Source organism: Mesorhizobium sp. M8A.F.Ca.ET.208.01.1.1, assembly GCF_004791315.1.
Taxonomy (GTDB): domain Bacteria; phylum Pseudomonadota; class Alphaproteobacteria; order Rhizobiales; family Rhizobiaceae; genus Mesorhizobium.
On sequence record NZ_SRUT01000002.1, the window covers coordinates 492,288 to 513,884 of the forward strand.

The following is a 21,597-nucleotide window of genomic DNA, read 5'->3' on the forward strand; positions in this document are numbered from 1 at the left end:
GTCGCCTAACAGGCCGCGACAGCGGCATTGCGAGGAAAAATCATGTCGCTTGAACTCTACGCCGCCTATGTTCTTGCTTGCATCGTCATCATCCTGGTGCCTGGGCCGACGGTCACGCTGATCATCGCCAACAGCATCCGCCATGGTTCCCGTGCCGGCCTCGCCAACGTCGCCGGCACGCAGGCCGGCCTTGCCGTCATGATCGCCATCGTCGGCATTGGGCTCAACACGCTGATCGCGGGCATGGGCCACTGGTTCGAATGGGTCAGGCTGATCGGTGCGGCCTATCTGATCTGGATGGGCGTGCAGATGTTCCGCTCAAAGGGCACGCTGAACGCCGACGGAACCGCTCGGAAACCCCGCGGTGGCTTCTTCCTGCAGGGCTTGGCTGTGGCGCTCAGCAATCCAAAGACGCTGGTCTTCTTCGGCGCCTTCTTTCCGCAGTTCATCTCTCCCGCCGGCAACTACCCGCTGCAGATCGTCATCATGGGCCTCACCGCCATGATCTTCGCCGCCATGTCGGATTCGACCTATGCGCTGGCCGCCGGCCGCGCCGGGCGCATGCTCTCGGCCAGCCGCATCAAGCTCCTGTCGAGGATCAGCGGCAGCTTCATGGTCGGCGGCGGCCTGTGGCTGGCGTTTTCAAGGTCGAAGTAACGGCAGCCGAGGCCGGCGCCGCGTTAAAGCTGCGTCGGCGGCTGATTGAAAGTCTACTTTCCAGCTACCACATGAATCGACATTGAGGGATTCATGTTTTCACCGTCGACTTATGAGGGTTTGAAGAGGAACGCGCCCAGCGTGGTCTTCTTCTCCGGTTTTTTTGCGATAATGTTCATATTAGCCCAGAGTAAGTGGGAGAATGACGCAACGCCGATTCGATCAATTGACCCGATCAACGCGACGATCGAAGGCGTTTACTGGCACTGGACCAGCACGTCTCAATATGGATTGTTCCTGGAGAACAACGCTCTGGTTTTCGTTGACGACGATCGCCCCCGCCTGATTGGCTCCCGTGTCAAAATTGAGCGCGTTACCCGCGACAATGGCTCCGTCTTCTACCGGTTTGCCGATTGAGGGGCTGTTCGTCGTGTGCCGACACGCCATGAACTATCAGGTCAGACTGCTCAATCGCCGAGAAATGGGGCCCTAAAGCCGCCCCAACCTCTCCACCAGCAGCGCGAAAAACCCATCATGGTCGATGTCGCGCATGACCATGGCGTTCTTTTCCCGCTTGGTGACACCCCACCAGTCGATCACGGTCATGCCCATGGTCAGTTCCGAGGCGGTCTCCACGCTGACGTTGCAGTGGCGGCCCTTGAACAGCTCCGGCTTCAAGAGATAGGCGATGACGCAGGGGTCGTGCAGCGGCCCGCCGTCAGTGCCGTATTTGCCCTCGTCGTAGCGTTCGAAGAACTCCAGCATCTCGGCGGTCGCGGTGCCGACCTTGGTGCCCAGTGCGCGAAAAGCCTGTATGCGCTTGGTGGTGGTCAGCGCCTTGTGGGTGACGTCGAGCGGCATCATCACGATCGGGATGCCGGACTTGAACACCAGGTCGGCGGCCTGCGGATCGACATAGATGTTGAATTCGGCCGCGGGCGTAACGTTGCCGCCCTCGAAGAAGCCGCCGCCCATCAGCACGATTTCCTTGATGCGCGGTGCGATGCGCGGTTCGCGGATCAATGCCAGCGCTATGTTGGTGAGCGGCCCGAGCGGGCAGAGCGTGATGGTGCCGCTCTCTTCCCGCATCAGCGTCTCGACGATGAAATCGACGGCATACTGCGCCTGCAGTTGCATCGTCGGTTCGGGCAGCTGCGGCCCGTTGAGGCCGGTCTTGCCATGCACTTCCTCGGCGGTGACCAGTTCGCGCGCCAACGGACGGATGGCGCCGGCATAGACCTTGACGTCCGGCCGACCGGCCAGTTCGCAGATCTTGCGGGCGTTCTTTTCGGTCAGTTTCAGCGGGACGTTGCCGGCAACGGCGGTGACGCCGACGATGTCCAGTTCGCTACTGCCGAGCGCCAGCAGAATGGCGACGGCATCATCCTGGCCGGGATCGGTGTCGATGATGATCTTGCGTGGTTGGGGCATTTGAATTCCTTGTTTAGCTGGCCATCAGCTCACCGGGCCGATCGTGCGCCCGAAAGACGCCAACCGGCTGCAAGCTGCCGAGCCGCTTGACGGGGAACGGTCCCGGCCTGCGCGCTTCTCGTTGCATCCGCGCGTCGTTTCAAGCGCCATGGCGATTATTCCTGTGAGTCCACGACCTGCTCTTTTTGGGCGGGTCTTTTGGTGGCTTGAACTTGGCCGCGGGGCGGACCATATCAAGACAATCGGGAAAAATGCCATCCGGGTTTTTCCAGTTTATGTCGCTCTTGAGAGGACAGTGTAACATGAGCCGAATGACGCCTTTCTCCAGCCCGCTTCTCCTGGGTTTCGACGCCATGGAAAAGACGCTGGAGCGCCTGGCGAAGTCCGGCGACAGCTACCCTCCCTACAATATCGAGCGCCTCAGCGGTGCCGACGGCAAGGCCGAAAGGCTGCGCATTACACTCGCCGTCGCCGGTTTCGCCGAAAGCGATCTCGATGTGACAACGGAGGAAAACCAGCTGGTCGTGCGCGGCCGTCAAACCGACGACACCGAGCGCGAATTCCTTCATCGCGGCATTGCCGCGCGCCAGTTCCAGCGCTGTTTCGTGCTGGCCGACGGCATGCGGGTGATCGCGGCGGAACTGAAGAACGGCCTTTTGTCGATCGACCTCGATCGGCCGGAGTCCGAACGGCTGGTACGGAAAATAAATATATCGGTGAAAGACTGATCTTCACTGATGGCTCTCATGCGGGATGGCCTTGAGCGGCGTCCTCGCGCCAAGGAGGCTTGAAATGACCAGAACTGACGAAATCATCACCATGACCAGCGGCGAGTTCGCCCATCTCGGCGAAGGCTCGGTCGCCTATCTGCGCAAGGTCTCGAGCGATGAACTGCTCGGCCGCTTCCCCAACATCGGTGAAATCGCGCCCGGCATGGAGCTGTGGGCCCTGTTTGGCGCCAACGGCCAGCCGATCCTGCTTTCCGATGCGCGTGACCGTGCTCTGGCCGGTGCCATGGAAAACGATTTGACCACCGTCGCCATTCATTAAGGCGGGACGGAAACGAAAGGGCCGCTCACGGCGGCCCTTGGGGTGATATCTTAAAGAAGATGACTTCAGGCCGCGTGCGAGGCCTGCGTGTCCGACAAAAGCGCATGGATCGCCGTGGCGTCACGCGTTCCCCTGATCTTGGCCACCGTGTCGGCATCGCGCAGCACGCGCGCGATGCGCGACAGCGCCTTGAGGTGATCGGCACCCGCCCCTTCAGGCGCCAGCAGCAGAAACACCAGATCGACCGGTTGGTCATCCAGCGATTCGAAATCGACGGGCGTTTCCAGCCGGGCGAAAACGCCGGCGATGCGCTTCACGCCGGCAAGCTTGCCGTGCGGGATGGCGATGCCGTTGCCGACGCCGGTCGAACCCAGGCGCTCACGCTGCAGGATGGTGTCGAACACCTCCCGTTCCGGAATGCCCGAAATCGCCGCCGCCCGCTCGGACAGCAATTGCAGAAGCTGCTTCTTGGAGTTCGCCTTCAACGCCGGCAAAATCGCCGGAACGCTGATAAGATCGCTCAGATCCATACTTGAAAATCCTTGTTCGCCTGCCGCGCCAGTCCCCACCCCTCGTGCGGCTGGCTTTTATCCCTGTGCGACTTTGGTCGTGGACGGATCGATCCAGCCGATGTTTCCGTCGGGCCGGCGATAGACGATGTTGAGATGGTCGGTTCCGGCATTGCGGAAAACAACCACCGGACTGTCCTTGGTATCGAGCTCGATGACGGCCGAGGCCACCGACATGGTCTTCAGCGTCATGGTTGATTCGGCGACGATGGCCGGTGCGAAATCCTCCGGGATTTCCTCATCGTCATCGGCAAGCGGTGCCATCACGGTATAGGCAATGTCGGTCAATTCGCCATTGCCATTGCCCGAATTGTGCGATTTCAGACGGCGCTTGTAGCGCCGAAGCCGGGTCTCCAGCCGATCGGCTGCGGCCTCGAAGGCCAGCGTCGGATCCTGGGCATCGCCGGTGGCTTGCAGCGAGGCGCCTGAATCCAGCCGGATCATGCAATCCGCCGAATAGCGCGAACCCGATTTGATGACGGTGACGTGTCCCGCGAAGCCGCGATCGAAATATTTGCCGATCGCTTCACCGACCCGATCGTTGATGCGTGTGCGGAACGCATCGCCGATATCCATGTGCTTTCCCGATATGCGCAGATTCATCTGAAAACTGACCTTCCTTGCTCAGGCTTCAAACTGGCCCGAGTTTATACTCGTGATCCGTGCGCACAAGCTTTGCGGCGTCACTCGCGCCGATTTAAATCCGAACTTTCCGGTTGATCACAAGCCGCCTTCTTGACCGTCCCGGGGTCATGTCGTGACGGACCATCCGCTAGCGGGCATCAGGCCCGTCTCATGCGGGCGGGCTTCTAGCCACTTCACCGTGGCTTGTCAATGAAACTCGAAAACTGTGGAAATCGTGAGCGCATGGAGCTGTCCATCATTTCACGGAAACGCCGCTCCATCTCTTTGCCTTGGCGCATTGCCAAGGGAAGCGCTATGCGCTTTTCCCGGGAAACCGCTTTACAATTTTCCTGGACTTGCTCTAGCGGCCGGCGCTGGCGAGCGCCCGTTTCTCGCGCCGGCGCTGCACCGACGAGGGAATATTCATGCCTTCCCGGTATTTGGCGACCGTGCGCCGGGCGATATCGACGCCGCTTTCCCTGAGCATGTCGACGATAGCATCGTCCGACAGCACATCGACGGGCTTCTCCTCGTCGATCATTTGCTTGATGCGATCACGCACCGCTTCGGAGGAATGCGCTTCGCCACCGCCCGATGCCGCGATCGAGGCGGTGAAGAAATAGCGCAGCTCGAACACGCCGCGCGGGGTCAGCATGTATTTGTTCGCTGTGACCCGGCTGACCGTCGATTCGTGCATGCCGATGGCGTCGGCCACCGTGCGCAGGTTGAGCGGCTTCAGATGGCGTACGCCATGGACGAGGAAGGCGTCCTGCTGGCGCACGATTTCCGAGGCCACTTTGAGGATCGTCTTTGCCCGCTGGTCGAGGCTGCGCGTCAGCCAATTGGCGTTCTGCAGGCACTCGGCCAGGAAGTCCTTCTCCGCCTGGTTCTTCGCGTGCGGCGACACCTGGGCGAAATAAATATGGTCGACCAGCACGCGCGGCAGCGTTTCGGCATTGAGTTCGACGGTCCAGCTGCCGTCATTGGCCGCCCGCACCTCGACATCGGCGACGATGGCGTCGCTGGCGCCGCCCGAAAAAGCCATGCCGGGCCGCGGGTCGAGCGCCCGGATTTCGGCCAGCATGTCCAGCAAATCCTCCTCGTCGACGCCGCAGAGCCGCTTCAGCGTCTGGAAATCGCGCCGTGCCAGCAGTTCGAGATTGGCGACCAGGGCCTTCATCGCCGGATCGAGCCGGTCACGCACGGCAAGCTGCAGGGAAAGGCATTCCGCGAGATCGCGGGCGAACAGGCCGGCCGGCTCGAAGGTCTGGCATACCGCCAGCACCTTGCCCACCGCCAGGCTGTCGATGCCGAGCCGCGCGGCGATCTCCGCCAGATCGGGCCTGACATAGCCGGTCTCGTCGAGCCCATCGGAAAGTTCTCCGGCGATCAGCCGCGCTACGGGATCGGTGAAGGCAAGTGCGATCTGCTCGCCGACATGGTCGCGCAGCGTGATCGCGCTCGCCGCCATGTCGCCGGCATCGAGCCCCTCGGACGAGGAGCCGCCGCCGCTGCCCGAAGCCGATTTCCATTGCGCCGTCAGGTCGGGCCCGAGCCGTTCGCTGGTGCCGGGATCATCGGGAAACAGGTTTTCCAGGGACGTATCGAGCTTTTCCGAGATCGCCTCGGCGCTCCATGCCGTCTCGTTCTCGAACCAGTCGCCGTCGGGGGCGGCCTGCGGCTCGGCCTCGAGCTTCTGCGCCTGATCGCTCGCGGCATCATCCTGCGGCTCGGCGCGCTCCAGGAGCGGATTGCGCTCGATCTCCTCGTCGATGAAATGCTCGAGCTCGGCATGGGTGAACTGCAGCAGCCGAATCGACTGCATCAGCTGCGGCGTCATCACCAGCGACTGCGACTGTCGGAGCTGTAGTTTCGCCGCCAACGCCATGGCTCGGTTTCAAACGCCTCCTGAACGCGTCCGGACTTCCGGAATGAATTTCACGGCGGGCATAGAAACTGGCCCGGCTTTTGCTTGTCAAGGCAAAGCCTAGCGAAACCCGATTACCGGAGCGTTATCCTGCGGCAAAACCGCGAAAAAACAGGCCGCACCGCCCAAAAAATCGTGTCAGGAAACAAATTTCACGCTCAGAGCAATTCCAAGAGCCGGGGAAAAAACAGCTTCCTGGCCGGAACTTCGTAAAAACAGACGCAGCGAAGCGGCGTGTAGGACAAGGAATTGCTCAGAGGGTAAAACCCTCGCCGAGATAAAGCCGCCGCACGTCGGGATTTGCCACCACTTCGTCGGCGCGGCCATGGGTCAGCACCTGGCCGGCGTGGATGATATAGGCACGGTCGATCAGGCCGAGCGTCTCACGCACATTGTGGTCGGTGATGAGGACACCGATGCCGCGCGCCGTCAGGTGACGCACCAACTGCTGGATGTCGGCGACCGCGATCGGATCGATGCCGGCGAAGGGTTCGTCGAGCAACATGTAGGCCGGACGCGTCGCCAGCGCGCGCGCGATTTCCAGGCGCCGCCTTTCGCCGCCCGAGAGCGACATGGACGGCGCCTTGCGCAGATGGCTGATGTGGAATTCCTCGAGCAGTTCGTCGAGGTTGCGCTCGCGGACCTTGCGGTCTTTTTCCACCACTTCGAGCACGGCGCGGATGTTCTGTTCGACATTGAGGCCGCGGAAGATCGAGGCCTCCTGGGGCAGATAGCCGATGCCGAGGCGCGCGCGGCGATACATCGGCATCGAGGTGACGTCGAAGCCGTCGATCTCGATCGTGCCTTCATCCACCGGCACCAGGCCGGTAACCATGTAGAAGCAGGTCGTCTTGCCGGCGCCGTTGGGGCCGAGCAGCCCGACGGCCTCGCCGGCGCGTACGCCCAGCGTGACGCCGCTGACGACCTTGCGGCCCTTGTAGCTCTTGGTCAGGCCCTTGGCGATCAAGGTTCCCTTGAACTTCGCCTTGTCGGCGGTGACCGTGGCCGGAGCCGAAAGCTTGCCTGCGGCCCGTCCCGGAAGACGCGCCGTCAGCGACGACAGGCTGGCCATCAGGGGTTCGTCGCTCCCGATTTCGACGCATCCGATTTCGGCGGCGGCGTGATCGACATCTGCACGCGCTGCCCAGCGCATGGATCGACCTGGGCCAGTCCGCTTTTCATCTGCACGGTAAGCTTGCAGCCGACCAGGACATTGTCGTTTTGCGACAGGACGACCTTTTTGCCCGAAAGCACCAGCACCTGGCTCTTCATGTCGAAACTGCCCTGATCGCCGGTAGCGACCTGCTGATCCGACTTGATGTACACCTTGTCGGAGATTTCGAGATGGTCGATGTTGGCCGAGCCGGTCATCGCAGCGCCCGCGGCTTCCGTGCCCTTGGCCGCGGCATTGGCATCCTTGATGTAATAGACCATCATCTTGCCGGCCTTCATCAGCGTCGGCCCCTGGACGACGGTGACATTGCCCGTGAAGATGGCGACATTCTCGGCTTGACGCACTTCCAGCTTGTCGCTTTCGATCTGGATCGGCTTGTCACCGGCCAGTTTGAGGCCTGACACCTGACTGGCGGCAGACGACTGCGCCAGCGACGGCGCCAGGCTGAGCAGGAGCAGCGCCGAAGTTGCGGCCGCAAGCCGTGTCGAACTATTGAGCCACATTCGCTTCTTCGCCCTTTGCCTCAGCCGCCTTCAGACTGGCGGCATCAATGTTGACGCGCACCCTATTCTCGAACACCAGGATCTTGCCATTGTCCTGGACCGACAGGGAATTCGCTGTGATCTGCGACCCGCCACGGCTGACATCGACGGGATCATCCGTCTTCATAGTGCCTTTGCCCATGTCGAGGAAGACCGATTTGAACTTGGCCTGCATGCCGTCGGTCGTGGTGATGGTGACGTCGCTGTCCAGTTTCATCGTATTGCCGTCGCGATCATAGGTGCCACGCGAGGCTTTTACCGCCGCGACATTGTCGGGAGCGATCGGCACCTTGGCGTCGATGCCCTCGAGCTCGATGATGCCTTGCGTGCTCACATCCTGTATCGCCCGCAGCGCCGTCATCGAGTAGGGCTGCTTCTGCTTGGTGAAGCCATTGAGTTTGGGATTGGCCATCACCAGCTTGCCGTTGGAGAAGGCGGTGCCTTCCGCCTGCACCGCGACGGAAACGGGGGCGGCGAGATACGAATAGATCGGGAAGGCGACGGCGATCAGCGCCGCGGCCAAGGGCACGGCGAATTTGAGCACGCGCACGCGGCGCGAGTGACGCTGAGCGCGGTCGAAAGCCTCGTCCCGCGTCCAGCCATCCTCCGGGGGAGCCAACTCCGTCTCCGGGCTGGCCGGTTCATTCGGTCGCGCTAACATGACTGCTTTCTTCTAAAACCCGCCCCCGGGGAGCACCGCCTATAGGTGGGACGCCAGCGTCCTCACGCAAGCACAAGCCGACGAAAACCGCAAAAATGTGACAGCTGCCATTGCACAAACGAAACCCGGGTCAGCGCAATAGCCAGTGCTTCATAGCAGAAATAGTCGCCCTTGCGTCTTTTTTCATCACCGAAGTTCTTCCCACTTACCTTGCGTCCCCCGCACAGACCAGTCACAAAACAGACAGCATAAGGACCGTCGCGCGCGGATTGCCGCGCCATGTGCGGGATGGAACTGCTTCCCGATGGAGACATCATGGTCTAAAAGCGTCTCTTCCCGCTGACTGTGAGGCTGACGATGGCATTGAGAGCCGACGACCTGATCGACCGCCGCCGCTTGCGGCGCAAGCTGACTTTCTGGCGTGTCGCGGCCTTTGGCATCGTGGCGCTCGGGGTGATTGCGCTGTCGGCCTGGTTCTATGGCGACGATTTCGGCGGCTCCACCGTCGACCACATCGCCAAGGTCAGGATCGAAGGCACCATCACCGAGGACGACGAACTGATCAAGCGGCTGGAGACCATCCGCCAGTCGTCGAAAGTAAAAGGCGTGATCCTGGTGATCGATTCTCCCGGCGGCACCACCGTCGGCGGGGAATCGATCTACGAGGAGGTGCGCAAGCTCGCCGCCGACAAGCCGGTCGTGGCCGAGGTCGGCACGCTCGCCGCGTCGGCGGGCTACATGATCGCAAGCGCCGCCGACCATATTGTCGCCCGCAAGACCTCGATCGTCGGCTCCATCGGCGTGCTGATCCAGTATCCTGACGTCAGCGGCCTGATGGACAAGCTCGGCGTCAAGCTGGAGGAGGTGAAATCCTCGCCTCTGAAAGCCTCGCCCTCGCCCTTCAAGCCGACCAATGACGACGAACGCGCCATGGTCCGCAAGCTCATCCTCGACAGCTACGACTGGTTCGTCGGCATCGTCGCGGAACGCCGCAAGATGACGCACGAACAAGCACTGGCGCTCGCCGACGGTTCGATCTTCACCGGCCGCCAAGGTGTTGCCAACGGGTTGATCGACGCCGTCGGCGGCGAGTCCGTGGCCATCGACTGGCTGGCGACCAAGGGTGTCGATGCCAAGCTCAAGGTGGTCGAATGGAAGGACACGGAACGGCGCGGCGGCTTCCTGTTCTCGAAGGCGATGGCACGCACGATCGCCGGCGCGCTCGGCTTGCCGGATTCCGGCGGCGACGTCATCCATGAACTTGGCGCCAACCGCTTGTTTCTTGACGGTCTCGTTTCCGTCTGGCACCCTTGAGACGCGTTGGGACAGCTGAAAAAGCAAATAAAATCATCCTGATAATTTTGGCCGAACTGCTTTCACGGGGACCCGTCTGATGATCAAGTCCGAGCTTGTGCAGATTATTGCCACGCGCAATCCGCATCTTTTCCTGCGCGACGTCGAAAACATCGTCGGCGCGATCTTCGATGAAATCACCGACGCGCTTGCCGAGGGCAACCGGGTCGAATTGCGCGGCTTCGGCGCTTTTTCGGTGAAGAATCGACCCGCCCGCACCGGCCGCAACCCGCGCACCGGCGAGTCCGTCGAGGTCGAGGAGAAATGGGTGCCGTTCTTCAAGACCGGCAAGGAACTGCGTGAAAGGCTGAACGGCGGCAAGTAGCCGGACTGCCTTGTCCGGCCGCTTGCAACGGAAAACATCATGCTCAATCGCTTCATGCTCATCGTGGTCTTCGTGCCCCTGGCGATCATCTTGATCGCCTTGGCCGTTGCAAACCGCGAACTCGTCGCCTTCACGCTGGATCCATTCAATCCCGGCAATCCCAAGCTGACGCTGACCTTGCCGCTGTTCATCTTCCTGTTCCTGGCGCTCGCCATCGGCATGATCGTCGGCAGCCTGGCGACCTGGGTAAAGCAAGGCCGCTACCGCAAGCTGGCGCGCCAGCGCGGCGCCGAGGCGGAAAACCTGCGCCAGGCGGTCAGCCGCGCGCCCTCAGTGCCCCAGGGGCCAGTCCAAGGGTCGGTCCAAGGGTCGGCCCAAGGACCGGCCCAAGGACCGGCCCAAGGACCGGCATTGCCGAAGCCGACCACTTGAACCGCAGGCCGGCGCATTTCTTTTCACGGAGCTTTTCATGCTGACCATTTCGGCTGCGGAGGTCGATCGTGCGCTGACCTTTCCTGGACTGGTCGAGACGCTGCGCACTGCTTTTCGCGAGGGCGCGGTGCAGCCGGTCAGGCATCATCACGCGGTCGAGAGGCCTGATGGCGCGGCGTCGACCCTGCTTCTGATGCCGGCCTGGACCGATTTTCACGCCGCCGGCGGTTCGGCCGGCGGCCATATCGGCGTCAAGATCGTCACCGTCTCGCCCGACAACAACGCCATCGGCAAGCCAGCCGTGATGGGGCTCTATCTCCTGCTCGATGGCGGCACCGGCGAACCGGAAGCCCTGATCGACGGCCAGCGGCTGACGCAGTGGCGAACGGCCTGCGCCTCGGCGCTCGCGGCGTCCTATCTCGCCCGCGACGACGCCTCGCGGCTGCTGGTGGTCGGCGCCGGCGCGCTCTCACCCTTCCTCGCCAAGGCGCACAGCGCCGTGCGGCCAATCAAGACAATCCGCATCTGGAACCGTACCCCGGCCAACGCCGAGAAAGTCGCGGCCGATCTGTGCGCCGAGGGCTTCGCGGCCAGCGCCGCGACCGATCTCGATGCCGAGCTTGGCCAGGCCGACATCGTCTCCTCGGCGACAATCACCACCAAGCCGCTGGTCAAGGGTACGCTGCTGCGGCCGGGAACCCATGTCGATCTGGTTGGCGGCTTCACCCCGACGATGCGCGAAAGCGATGACGACGCGATCATGCGCGCCCGCGTCTATGTCGACACCCGCGCCGGCGCCACCAAGGAGGCCGGCGACATCGTCCAGCCACTGGCCTCCGGCGTGCTGAAGCCGGAAGCCATCGTCGCCGACCTGCACGAACTGGCGCGCGGCCAGAAGCAAGGCCGCGGCAGCCCCGACGAGATTACGCTTTTCAAATCGGTTGGCGCAGCACTCGAGGATCTTGCCGCCGGCATTGCCGTCTACAAGGCACTCAGGGGCTAGTCGAAGCCAGTTTGGCGCCCATTGCCCGTGCGATCAGGGCGAAATCGGCCGCGCTGATCGGAAACAGGCCAAAGCGCAGCTGGTAACCCCAGTTCGATTTGCCTGCGGTGAATTCCAGCCTCTCAAGCAATGGCTTGATCGGCGTTTCCCCGGCCTGCGCCCAGCCGACATCACGGCGGAACGGCGTGAAGCCGCCGCCCATCTCGCCTTGATAAGGTTCTCCTTCCCGCACCGTGCCGATCGCCGTGAACGCCTGCAGACCGTCTTTCTCCCCCGAAACGGTGGTTGGCGAGTAATAGACGATGCCGTCGCCGGGCCTGACGCGGCGCAGAGGTGCAGCCTTGCCGTGGTTAACCTGCATGAAGCCGCCCTGCCGGCCGCGCCGGACATGCTGCGCCGACGCCACCGCGATCCAATACGCGCTCATTTCTGTTCCCCATTGGCCTGTTCTCCATCGGCCAATGCTTGCCCTCTGACCGGCCGGTGGAGCCGGCGCAGCAACTGGATGAGGTCGAGCAGGCATTCGGAGCGGGACATGGATGATTATCCGGGAGTGGTAGACGATAGGGTCAAGGCTGCGGCAACGGCAAGTGGCGCGCCTGTTCGGAACGGCTTCGGTTCGGAACCGTTGTTGCGTCATGCGAATATACGGCCTCCTGCTATTCTGGTCTGTCTTGACCGCCACGATCGCTGCGCTCAGCCTCGGACCGTCCTTCGCTCATGTCCTGGAATCGGTGCCCCGGCTCATCCGATGGTCCCCGGCGCTTTGGCGCGAGGCCACCGTTTTCAACGGCCAGTTCCTGCTCTTCGCAATCATTGGCGCGCCGCTGGATGTCGCCGCGGTCGCCTGCCCGGGACTGCTGGCATGGCTGTTGCGCGAGGATCGGCCGGCGTTCTGGTTCGCACTCGCCGCCACCTTGCTCTATGCGCTATCCCTGGTGCTTTGGTTCGTTCTCGTCAAACCGGCCAACAATGTTCTCGCCACCTGGATGCCAGGCCCGATTCCGGACGATTTCGAAGCCATGCGGCTGCGCTGGGAGACCGGCCACATGGCTGTCACGGCCGCCAAGGCTGCCGGCTTCGTTTCGTTGGTTGTCGCCCTGCTTTCGATCGGGCGCGGCTGAGCCATCGGCAATCGCAATGTCGCGCGGGTTTGTTGCGCCGGAGGGCATAGCTGTGGCAGAAGCGGGCCGAACCGCCGGAGAAGCTGCCTCTTGAAGTCTTTTCGCGACAAACGCCGCGACGGCCGCCCACACCCAGCGAAGAGCGGGGCCGGACAGCCGCGCCCGCCCGAGAATCGTTCCGCGGTCAAGCCAGATGCCAGGCCGCGCGAACAGCACAATGTGAAAGCGGACAGCCAGCCCGCGCCGAAATCCGCGCCGCGCAACCTCGCCCGTCGCGAAGGCGCCCTGCCCGCAGAACATTTGCCGTTGGTTCTCGAAGTGGCGCCGAATGCCGATTATGCGTTGCTCGACAGCGGCGCGGGACAAAAACTCGAACAATACGGTCCCTACCGCATCGTCCGGCCCGAGGGCCAGGCGATCTGGCAGAAGGCCCTGCCGGCAAGGGACTGGGAGCGCGCCGACGCCATCTTCACCGGCGACACCGACGAGGAAGGCATCGGCCGCTGGCGCTTCCCCAAGACGCCGCTCGGCGAAACCTGGCCGATGAAGCATGACGGCATCGACTATCTCGGCCGTTTCACCTCGTTTCGCCATGTCGGCGTCTTTCCCGAGCAGGCTTCGCACTGGGATCATATGGCAGGGCTGATCGCTGCGGCCAGGCGCCCCGTCAAGGTGCTCAACCTGTTCGGTTATACCGGCCTTGCCTCGCTGGTGGCGGCGCGCGCGGGCGCCGAGGTCACCCATGTCGACGCCTCGAAGAAGGCGATCGGCTGGGCGCGCGAAAACCAGGAGATGGCCGGCCTTGGCGGCAAGCCGATCCGCTGGATCGTCGATGACGCGGTGAAGTTCGCCGAGCGCGAGGAGCGTCGCGGCAGCCGCTACGACATCATCCTGTTCGATCCGCCGGCCTATGGCCGCGGCCCCAAGGGCGAGGTCTGGCAATTGTTCGAGGACCTGCCTGATTTGACGGACCTCTGTCGCTCGATCCTGACCCCAAAACCGCTCGCCGTGGTGCTGACCGCCTATTCGATCCGTGCCTCCTTCTTCGCCATCCACGCCCTGATGCGCGACACCTTCGCCGGCATGGGCGGCAAGGTTGAATCGGGCGAGTTGATCATCCGTGAAAAGTCCGCCGGCCGGGCGCTTTCGACTTCACTGTTTTCGCGCTGGGTGGCCTGACATGAACGAACGGCACGCCGGCGCACCCGGCCAGGTGAAGGAAGTCACCAGTCTTGCCAATCCGCTGGTCAAGGACATCAAGGCACTCGCCTTGAAGAAATTCCGCGACCAGCAGAACGCCTTCATGGCCGAAGGGCTGAAGCTGGTCATCGATGCGCTCGATCTGGGCTGGCAGATCAGGACGCTTGTTTTCGCCAAGGCCGGACGCGGCAACGCGGCCGTGGAAAAGGTCGCGGCGCGCACGGTTGCCGCCGGCGGCACCGTGCTCGAAGTATCGGAAAAAGTGCTTGTCGCCATCACCCGCCGTGACAATCCGCAAATGGTGGTAGGCGTCTTCTCGCAGAAATTCCTGGCCCTGAAGGACATCAGTGCCGACAATGGCGATGTCTGGGTCGCGCTCGACCGGGTGCGCGATCCCGGCAATCTCGGCACCGTCATCCGCACCGTCGATGCCGTCGGCGCCAAGGGCGTCATTCTGGTCGGCGACACAACCGATCCGTTTTCGGTGGAAACGGTGCGCGCCACCATGGGTTCCATTTTCGCCGTGCCAGTGGCGAAGGCAACGACCGAGGCATTCCTTGCCTGGCGCGGCGGCTTTTCAGGTCTCGTCGCGGGCACCCATCTGAAAGGCGCGGTCGACTACCGCTCGGTCGATTTTTCCCGCGGGCCGGTGTTGCTGATGATGGGCAACGAGCAGCAGGGCCTGCCCGAAAGCCTGGCGGCGAGCTGCGACAGGCTGCTCAGGATTCCGCAGGCAGGCCGTGCCGATTCGCTCAATCTCGCGGTCGCCACCGGCATCATGCTGTTCGAGATCAGGCGCGGCGCGCTGAAACTCGAACCAATCCCGGACCAGCAATGAAGGTTGTCCAATCGTGAAATCATGGTCTCCCTACGCGCTGCTCGTCATCGTGGCCATCGCGCTCGACCAATGGATAAAGACACTGGTCGAGGCCGGCCTGCCCTTCCAGGAGAAGCTCGACCTGCTGCCCTTCCTGGCGTTGTTTCGCACCTACAACACCGGCATCGCCTTCTCGATGTTCTCCTCCTTCGGCGACACCGGCCTTGTGGTCATCGCCGTGCTGGTCGTCGCTTTCGTGCTTTACCTCGCCACGCGCACGCCATCGGGCCATGTCATCGCCCGTACCGGCTTTGCCCTGATCATCGGTGGCGCGCTGGGCAATCTGATCGACCGTGCCGTCTACGGCCACGTCATCGATTACATCCTGTTCCACACGCCGGTCTGGTCCTTCGCCGTCTTCAACCTTGCGGACGCCTTCATTTCCGTGGGTGCGGCACTGGTCGTGTTCGACGAACTCATCGGCTGGCGGCGTGAACCCAAACCTTCGAACGCCAAGCCTTCCAAAGATTGACCCCGCGCGGCCATCGCCGCACAGTCAGACGCCAAGCAAGTTCGCGGAGAGAAAGATGACCGAAACGTTCAAAGCCATCCTCGTTTCGCGCGACGCCGAGAAAAAACAGTCGGTCGCCGTGACTGATCTCACCGACGCCGATCTGATGGAGGGCGACGTCACCATCGCGGTCGAGGCGACGACGGTGAACTACAAGGATGGACTGGCCATATCGGGCAAGGCGCCGGTGATCCGCCGATGGCCGCTGGTGCCGGGCATCGACCTTGCCGGCACTGTCATCTCCTCTTCCAATCCCGACTGGCGCAAGGGTGACAAGGTCATCCTGAACGGCTGGGGCGTTGGCGAAACCCATTTCGGCGCCTATGCCGGGCGCGCCCGCGTGAAGGGTGACTGGCTGGTGCCGTTGCCGGAGGGCATGAGCGCGCATGATGCCATGGCTGTCGGCACCGCCGGCTACACGGCCATGCTCTGCGTCATGGCATTGGAACGGCACGGCATCCTGCCTGATCGCGGCCCTGTCGTGGTGACGGGCGCTGCCGGCGGCGTCGGTTCGGTCGCGGTCTCCATCCTGTCCAGCCTCGGCTACCATGTCGTCGCCTCGACCGGCCGCAATGCCGAAAGCCCTTACCTGATCAATCTTGGCGCGGCCGAAGTGATATCGCGCGACGAGCTCAACCAGCCCGCCAAGCCGCTGGCCAAGGAGCGCTGGGCCGGTGGTATCGATTCGGTCGGCAGCCACACATTGGCCAACGTGCTGTCAATGACCTCCTATGGCGGGGCGGTCGCGGCCTGCGGCCTCGCCGGTGGCATGGATCTGCCATCGAGCGTGGCGCCCTTCATCCTGCGCGGCGTCTCCCTGCTCGGCATCGATTCAGTGATGGCGCCGAAGGCCGTGCGCCTCGAAGCCTGGCGGCGCATCGGCTCCGATCTCGATGTGGACAAGCTCGCCAGCCTGTCCACGACCATCGGCTTCGACGGCATCATCGGTGCGGCACACGACATCGTCGATGGCAAAATCCGCGGTCGCGTCGTCGTCGACATGTGACCGGACTGAGGGATCGCAGGCCGGACGGAATTGCCACATCGGGCGGCAAATCGGTCTTCGCCGGGGCAAAAACCCCGATCCGCTAAAATTCGAACGATCCCCCGCAATTTTCCATAATGTCTGTCTGGCAAGGATTTCGCATGATCGCGGAATCCGACAGCCAACGGGCCGACCCTGGCGACGACATCGTTGCGGCACCGGCGCAAGCGCCGGCAATGGCGCGGCGGTTTATCGCCGCGCCGCCGCTGGTGCCCGATCAGCAACCGGCCAAGCGCGAAGGCCTGCCGATCCTGACCTTCGTTGTCATGGTGCTGGCCGGCCTCTCCTACCTGACCGGAGCGCCGGTCTTCATCAGCCTTGCGTTGCTGGCAACAGGCCTTGCCGGCCTGGCCATGCACCTGCACGCCAGGCGCAGCGTACGCCGCAGTACGGTCCTGCTCGACGAAACCACCGCCCGCAACCGCGCCGAGATCGAGACGCTGGCCGACCGCATGTGGGAGATGCAGGAAAGCGAGGAGCGCTTTCGCGGTCTCATCGACGCGCTCGGCGATCTCGTCATCCATCGCGACCGCGACGGTTACATCGTCTATGCCAACAAGGTGTTCGCCGACCTTGTCGAAACCGATCAGCGCGACCTTGCCGGCAAGACGCTGGCCGAACTCGGCATCGAGGTCGGCATCGTTCCCGATGCCGCTTTCTCCGACCATGAATGCCTGAGTTCCACCGACGTCGCCATCCGCACGCCCACCGGGCCGCGCTGGTTCTCCTGGATCGAGCTGTCCGTGCGCGACAAGGACAGCGATGCCGTCTCGCATCGCGCCATCGCCCGCGACATCACCGCACGCAAGCGCGCCGAATCGTCCATGATCACGGCGCGCGAGCGGGCCGAGTTCGCAAGCCAGGCCAAGTCGCGTTTCCTCGCCACTGTCAGCCATGAGATCCGTACGCCGATGAACGGCATCATGGGCATGGCCAAGCTGCTCGCCGACACCAGCCTGTCGCCGGAACAGCAGACCTATGTCGGCGCCATCTCGACCTCGGCCAGCGCCTTGCTTGCCCTGATCGAGGATCTGCTCGACTATTCCAAGATCGAGGCCGGACGCTTCGATCCCGAACCGCAGCCCATGTCCGTGCGCGAGATCGCCGACAACATCATCGAATTGATGGCCGCGCGCGCCTTCGCCAAGAATATCGGCCTCGGCTGCCATGTCGAACCGGATGTGCCGCAATTGATCACCGCCGATCCGGGCCGGGTCAGGCAGGTGCTGCTCAACCTCATCGGCAACGCCATCAAGTTCACCGACAGCGGCGGCGTGCTGGTCAGCGTCGCGCGCGCCCGCACCGAGACCAGCGACCGCATCTGCTTCACCATCGCCGATACCGGCCCCGGCCTGCGCGACGAGGACATGGAGCGCATCTTCGAGGAGTTCGAGCAGGCCGACGGCACCTCGACGCGCACGCATGGCGGTGCCGGACTGGGGCTTGCCATCTCCAAGCGTCTTGTCACCGCCATGGGCGGCACGATTTCGGTATCCAGCCGGCTCGGCCAGGGATCGGAATTCGTCTTCGAGATTCCGGCCATATCGGCTACCGAGCCGCCGCAGGGCCGGCTGAACGCGCTTGCCGGCCGACGCGCCGTGATCCTGTCCAAGAACACCGTCGAGGCCGACGCCATCGCCCGCACCATCCGCGCCAATGGCGGCGCGGCCGGCATCGCCACCACCGTGGCCCAGGCCGCATCCTTTGCCGACGGCTGTGACGTGCTTCTGGTCGACGCGGCCCTGGAAGAGAGTGACGGGAAGCTGCTCAAGCGGCTTCGCCAGCATGGGTTCACCGATTGCGAAGCCGTCACGCTGATCGCACCCACCGACCGCGGCATGCTTGGCGAGTTTCGTGCCAGCGGCTACGCGACATTCCTTGCCCGGCCGGTGCGCGGAGGAACACTTTTGCGTGTCCTTTTGAGCAGCCAGACGCCGGTCCTCGCCCCGCCGCGGCCGGAAAAACGCCGCGCACCGGCGCTTCGTGCCTCAGGCGAACGCCAACAGGGCCTGTCCGTGCTGATCGCCGAGGACAACGACATCAATGCCATGCTGGCCCGCGCAACGCTGTTGAAGGCCGGGCATCGCGTCAAGGTGGTCGGCAACGGCAAGGCTGCCGTCGAGGCGGTCACCGCCGGCGGGCACAAGCACCGCTTCGACGTGGTGCTGATGGATCTGCATATGCCGGTCATGGACGGATTGGACGCCATTGCCGCGATCCGCCGCCACGAGGAGGAAGCCTCCGTACCGCCGGTGCCGATCATGGTGCTGTCGGCCGACAGCCAGGAAAAGACCCGCCATGCGGTGCTCGCCCACGGCGCCAGCGGCTTCGTCACCAAGCCGCTCGACCCCGACGCGCTGGTCAGCGCCGTCGAGGGCCAGGTCGCCGCTTGAGCCGCCTTTTCACGGTGCATGGCAGACGAAGCCCGCCAAAAAAAGCAGCCCGGTTTCGGGCGCCCGCGAAGCCAACGCGCGTAGGCTCTTGTGCCGCAACATAGCCGGTTGACCGTTTTCGCCAGCCGACGAAGTATTGCCCGCGACGCTGTATCACGGTACTGTCACAATCCTGTTGCACCTACACCGTATCCCCGTGCCAAGAGGGATGGCTCGAAGGAGAATCACTCGTGCATACAGTTATGCCGGAATGTGACACTCGGCCGAACGCCAGCAGCGCCTTGCTCGCCGGACGTAATGTCGATTCCGTCATAAAAGGCGCAGCGCTCGGCCGTATCGGCAATCTCGAAGTGCGGCTCGCCCGCAACGAGGCCGAGATCGCGGCCGCGCAGGAAGTGCGCTACCGTGTATTTTATGACGAGCTTGGCGCCAGGAAGGATCTGTTCCAGGCGCAGGACCGCCGCGACGCCGATCGCTTCGACCCGCTCTGCGACCATCTCCTCGTCCTCGATACCTCGCTTTCCGGCCCTGAGCACCGCCGCATCGTCGGCACCTATCGCTTGCTGCGGCAAGAAATCGCGGCAACCGCCGGAGGCTTCTATTCCGAAGGCGAATTCGAGCTGACCAAGCTCATCGCCCGTCATCCCGGCCAGCGTTTCCTGGAACTCGGCCGCTCCTGTGTGTTGCCGGAATACCGTTCGAAGCGCACCATCGAGGCGCTGTGGCAAGGCATCTGGGCTTACATCAATCACTACGAGATCGGCGTGATGACCGGCTGTGCCTCCTTCCACGGCACCGTGCCGGCCGCGCACGCCGAGGCGCTCACCTATCTCGCCCATCACTGCCGCACCAACTCGGCCTGGGACGTGCGCGCTGTGTCCGGACGCTACTGCTCCATGGACCTGATGCCGATCGAGGCGGTCAACACCAAGGCGGCGATCGCGGCGATGCCACCACTGGTCAAGGGCTATCTGCGGGTCGGCGCCCGCATCGGCGATGGTTGCGTCATCGACCGCGAATTCTCGACCGTCGACATTTTCGTGGTGATGCCGGTCAAGGAGATCGGGGCCCGCTACGTCAACTATTATGGCGGCGAAGCGCAGCGCTTCGCGGCGTGAGCGAGTAGACAGTGGGCAGTGAGCGAGTAGGCAGTGGTGAAGACGCCACGATTCACGCTTCGGCGACTACTGACAATTTCCCTACTCCCTACTCCCTCTCTTCAGGGAATGTCTTCAGGCCGCCGGCCGGGCCGGCTTTTGTAGGCTGGAAACGTCCAGCCGAAACGGAGCGCACCGCCGCGCACCGCGAACGCCGCGGCGAAGCCGGCCAGTTCTGAAACGATCGGCGGCAATCCTGTGACGTCGCCAGCCGTGTAGATTGCAGCACCTGCGAGAGCGGCCGTAACGTAGATTTCCGGCCTCAGCAGCACCGAGGGCTCGCCGGCCAGCAGATCACGCAGGATGCCGCCTGACGTGGCGGTGAGCACGCCGGTGATGACGGAGACGACCGGCGAACCGGTAATGGCCAGCCCCTTGGCCGCCCCCATCACCGAAAAAGCGGCCAACCCGATGGCGTCGAGCCAGAGCAGCCATTTCCAGCGGGATTCGACACGGTGCGCACCAAAGAACACCAGCACCGCAACCGCCGCGCAGATCAGCACATAGCTGGAGTTGGCGACCCAGAAAACCGGCAGATTGAGGATAACGTCGCGAAGCGTGCCGCCGCCGATACCGGTGACGCTGGCCAGGAACAGAAAGCCGATAATGTCGAGCTGCTTGCGCGACGCCGCCAACGCCCCGGTCGCCGCGAAGACGGCAACGCCGGCATAGTCGAGGAGGGCGATGGGGTTCATGAATTATGCGGTTAAGGGAGCAGGGGAGTAGGGGAGTATGTTTAGCACGAAGCCGCATGATTCATACGGCTTCCTGTTTTCCTGCCCTACTCCCCTATTCCCTAATCACGCATCCTTTTCGGCCTGCTCATTGACCGGCCCTGGCTCGACCGGCGCGTCGGCGGCAATTTTCGGGCCGCCCTTGGCGACGCCGACCATGGCCGGGCGCAGCACCCGCTCGCCGATCGAATAGCCCGGCTGCACGACCTGGACCACGGTGTTGGCCGGCACATCGGGATTGGGCACTTCGAACATTGCCTGGTGGAAATTGGGATCGAACTTTTCGCCTTCCGGCGCGAGTTTCTTGACCCCGTGCCGTTCCAGCGCAGACAGCATGGCGCGCTCGGTCAGGTCGACGCCTTCGATCAGTGCCTTGAAGCCGGCGTCCCCCGACGCCTTGGCCTCGGCGGGAATGGCATCCAGCGCGCGGCGCAGATTGTCCGACACCGACAGCATGTCGCGGGCGAAATTCGCCACCGCATAGGTTCGCGCGTCATGCACGTCGCGCGCGGTGCGGCGGCGCAGGTTCTCCATCTCGGCCGCTACGCGCAGCGCGCGGTCCTTCAGTTCTTCGTTTTCCTTCAGCAGTCGCACAAGCGCTTCATAGTCGCCATCGATGCTGCCTTCCGTGCGCTCGGCATTGGCCTCGGCCGCCTCGGCTTCACTGGGCGCGCGTTCGTCTTTTGCCTGGTCGCTCATCGCCGTTTCCCGTCATCTTGAATGGTGTGGATTTTGTGCCCGATATCGAGGTTCGCAGGCCAAAAATCAAGGGGAAAGCAACCGCAAGGCCCTTTGAAGACGCCGGGAC

General features: G+C 63.3%; 25 protein-coding genes. 15 read left to right on the forward strand and 10 right to left on the reverse strand.

The genetic code is table 11. The features are described 5' to 3' along the window. Nucleotides 1-42 precede the first annotated feature (42 nt). On the forward strand, nt 43-657 hold the full coding sequence (locus tag EN851_RS12870) for a LysE family translocator (RefSeq protein ID WP_135929362.1): 615 nt from the start codon (nt 43-45) through the stop codon (nt 655-657). 93 nt (nt 658-750) lie between these two features. Further along, entirely contained in the window at nt 751-1,074 is a 324-nt protein-coding gene (locus EN851_RS12875; RefSeq protein ID WP_127869988.1) for a hypothetical protein, read from the forward strand. Between the two features lie 72 nt (nt 1,075-1,146). Here the strand turns inward: EN851_RS12875 and EN851_RS12880 are convergent, their stop codons facing one another. Further along, nucleotides 1,147-2,088 (reverse strand): nucleoside hydrolase, encoded by a 942-nt coding sequence (locus tag EN851_RS12880; protein ID WP_135929363.1) that lies wholly within the window; start codon nt 2,086-2,088, stop codon nt 1,147-1,149. A gap of 302 nt (nt 2,089-2,390) precedes the next feature. Between EN851_RS12880 and EN851_RS12885 the strand changes: the two genes are divergently transcribed. Continuing rightward, a complete protein-coding gene (locus tag EN851_RS12885; RefSeq protein ID WP_013893014.1) occupies nt 2,391-2,816 on the forward strand; it encodes an Hsp20 family protein in 426 nt (141 codons plus the stop codon). Nucleotides 2,817-2,880: 64 nt separating this feature from the next. Then, on the forward strand, nt 2,881-3,138 hold the full coding sequence (locus EN851_RS12890) for a DUF1150 family protein (protein ID WP_127869990.1): 258 nt from the start codon (nt 2,881-2,883) through the stop codon (nt 3,136-3,138). A 65-nt stretch (nt 3,139-3,203) separates the two neighbouring features. Here EN851_RS12890 and ptsN read toward each other — a convergent pair whose 3' ends face one another. The 6 genes from ptsN to lptC all read right to left on the reverse strand — a co-directional run bounded on the left by ptsN (nt 3,204) and on the right by lptC (nt 8,635). After that, nucleotides 3,204-3,668, reverse strand: coding sequence for a PTS IIA-like nitrogen regulatory protein PtsN (gene ptsN, locus EN851_RS12895; RefSeq protein WP_010911486.1), 465 nt, complete (start codon nt 3,666-3,668; stop codon nt 3,204-3,206). 57 nt (nt 3,669-3,725) lie between these two features. Then, nucleotides 3,726-4,310, reverse strand: coding sequence for a ribosome-associated translation inhibitor RaiA (raiA, locus tag EN851_RS12900; protein ID WP_127279801.1), 585 nt, complete (start codon nt 4,308-4,310; stop codon nt 3,726-3,728). A gap of 382 nt (nt 4,311-4,692) precedes the next feature. Beyond that, nucleotides 4,693-6,219 carry an RNA polymerase factor sigma-54 gene (gene rpoN / locus EN851_RS12905; protein WP_135929364.1) on the reverse strand — a complete coding sequence of 509 codons (1,527 nt, stop codon included), beginning with the start codon at nt 6,217-6,219 and terminating at the stop codon, nt 4,693-4,695. A 292-nt stretch (nt 6,220-6,511) separates the two neighbouring features. Then, nucleotides 6,512-7,330, reverse strand: a complete 819-nt coding sequence (gene lptB / locus EN851_RS12910) for an LPS export ABC transporter ATP-binding protein (protein WP_127279799.1) — start codon at nt 7,328-7,330, stop codon at nt 6,512-6,514. Continuing rightward, nucleotides 7,330-7,935, reverse strand: a complete 606-nt coding sequence (locus EN851_RS12915; RefSeq protein ID WP_127279798.1) for an LptA/OstA family protein — start codon at nt 7,933-7,935, stop codon at nt 7,330-7,332. Before EN851_RS12915 ends, lptB begins: the two co-directional genes overlap by 1 nt. Next, nucleotides 7,922-8,635, reverse strand: a complete 714-nt coding sequence (gene lptC, locus EN851_RS12920) for an LPS export ABC transporter periplasmic protein LptC (RefSeq protein WP_127279797.1) — start codon at nt 8,633-8,635, stop codon at nt 7,922-7,924. Before lptC ends, EN851_RS12915 begins: the two co-directional genes overlap by 14 nt. Before the next feature lie 357 nt (nt 8,636-8,992). Between lptC and sppA the strand changes: the two genes are divergently transcribed. The 4 genes from sppA to EN851_RS12940 all read left to right on the forward strand — a co-directional run bounded on the left by sppA (nt 8,993) and on the right by EN851_RS12940 (nt 11,748). Further along, nucleotides 8,993-9,949, forward strand: a complete 957-nt coding sequence (gene sppA, locus EN851_RS12925) for a signal peptide peptidase SppA (RefSeq protein ID WP_127869992.1) — start codon at nt 8,993-8,995, stop codon at nt 9,947-9,949. 79 nt (nt 9,950-10,028) lie between these two features. Next, nucleotides 10,029-10,313 carry an integration host factor subunit beta gene (locus tag EN851_RS12930; RefSeq protein ID WP_006200394.1) on the forward strand — a complete coding sequence of 95 codons (285 nt, stop codon included), beginning with the start codon at nt 10,029-10,031 and terminating at the stop codon, nt 10,311-10,313. Nucleotides 10,314-10,352: 39 nt separating this feature from the next. Next, nucleotides 10,353-10,745, forward strand: a complete 393-nt coding sequence (locus EN851_RS12935; protein ID WP_135929365.1) for a LapA family protein — start codon at nt 10,353-10,355, stop codon at nt 10,743-10,745. A 37-nt stretch (nt 10,746-10,782) separates the two neighbouring features. Continuing rightward, the gene (locus EN851_RS12940; RefSeq protein ID WP_127279748.1) at nt 10,783-11,748 is read left to right on the forward strand and encodes an ornithine cyclodeaminase family protein; all 966 of its coding nucleotides are present in this window, start codon (nt 10,783-10,785) and stop codon (nt 11,746-11,748) included. Here EN851_RS12940 and EN851_RS12945 read toward each other — a convergent pair. Continuing rightward, a complete protein-coding gene (locus EN851_RS12945; protein WP_127279747.1) occupies nt 11,738-12,175 on the reverse strand; it encodes an EVE domain-containing protein in 438 nt (145 codons plus the stop codon). The genes EN851_RS12940 and EN851_RS12945 overlap by 11 nt on opposite strands. A gap of 211 nt (nt 12,176-12,386) precedes the next feature. Between EN851_RS12945 and EN851_RS12955 the strand changes: the two genes are divergently transcribed. The 7 genes from EN851_RS12955 to EN851_RS12985 all read left to right on the forward strand — a co-directional run bounded on the left by EN851_RS12955 (nt 12,387) and on the right by EN851_RS12985 (nt 20,016). Continuing rightward, a complete protein-coding gene (locus tag EN851_RS12955; RefSeq protein WP_127279746.1) occupies nt 12,387-12,872 on the forward strand; it encodes a DUF1772 domain-containing protein in 486 nt (161 codons plus the stop codon). A 90-nt stretch (nt 12,873-12,962) separates the two neighbouring features. Next, nucleotides 12,963-14,051 carry a class I SAM-dependent rRNA methyltransferase gene (locus EN851_RS12960; protein ID WP_135914990.1) on the forward strand — a complete coding sequence of 363 codons (1,089 nt, stop codon included), beginning with the start codon at nt 12,963-12,965 and terminating at the stop codon, nt 14,049-14,051. A 1-nt stretch (nt 14,052) separates the two neighbouring features. After that, nucleotides 14,053-14,910 (forward strand): RNA methyltransferase, encoded by an 858-nt coding sequence (locus EN851_RS12965; protein ID WP_127869998.1) that lies wholly within the window; start codon nt 14,053-14,055, stop codon nt 14,908-14,910. A 13-nt stretch (nt 14,911-14,923) separates the two neighbouring features. Further along, nucleotides 14,924-15,421, forward strand: a complete 498-nt coding sequence (gene lspA, locus EN851_RS12970; protein WP_135929366.1) for a signal peptidase II — start codon at nt 14,924-14,926, stop codon at nt 15,419-15,421. A 55-nt stretch (nt 15,422-15,476) separates the two neighbouring features. Beyond that, entirely contained in the window at nt 15,477-16,466 is a 990-nt protein-coding gene (locus EN851_RS12975; protein ID WP_135914988.1) for an MDR family oxidoreductase, read from the forward strand. Between the two features lie 140 nt (nt 16,467-16,606). Beyond that, nucleotides 16,607-18,898 (forward strand): PAS domain-containing hybrid sensor histidine kinase/response regulator, encoded by a 2,292-nt coding sequence (locus EN851_RS12980; protein ID WP_135929367.1) that lies wholly within the window; start codon nt 16,607-16,609, stop codon nt 18,896-18,898. Between the two features lie 242 nt (nt 18,899-19,140). Next, nucleotides 19,141-20,016 carry a GNAT family N-acetyltransferase gene (locus tag EN851_RS12985; protein WP_167531310.1) on the forward strand — a complete coding sequence of 292 codons (876 nt, stop codon included), beginning with the start codon at nt 19,141-19,143 and terminating at the stop codon, nt 20,014-20,016. Between the two features lie 101 nt (nt 20,017-20,117). Here EN851_RS12985 and EN851_RS12990 read toward each other — a convergent pair whose 3' ends face one another. Both EN851_RS12990 and grpE read right to left on the reverse strand, forming a co-directional pair. Next, nucleotides 20,118-20,750 carry a trimeric intracellular cation channel family protein gene (locus tag EN851_RS12990; protein ID WP_135929368.1) on the reverse strand — a complete coding sequence of 211 codons (633 nt, stop codon included), beginning with the start codon at nt 20,748-20,750 and terminating at the stop codon, nt 20,118-20,120. A gap of 105 nt (nt 20,751-20,855) precedes the next feature. Next, on the reverse strand, nt 20,856-21,488 hold the full coding sequence (grpE, locus tag EN851_RS12995; RefSeq protein ID WP_127280462.1) for a nucleotide exchange factor GrpE: 633 nt from the start codon (nt 21,486-21,488) through the stop codon (nt 20,856-20,858). Nucleotides 21,489-21,597 lie beyond the last annotated feature (109 nt).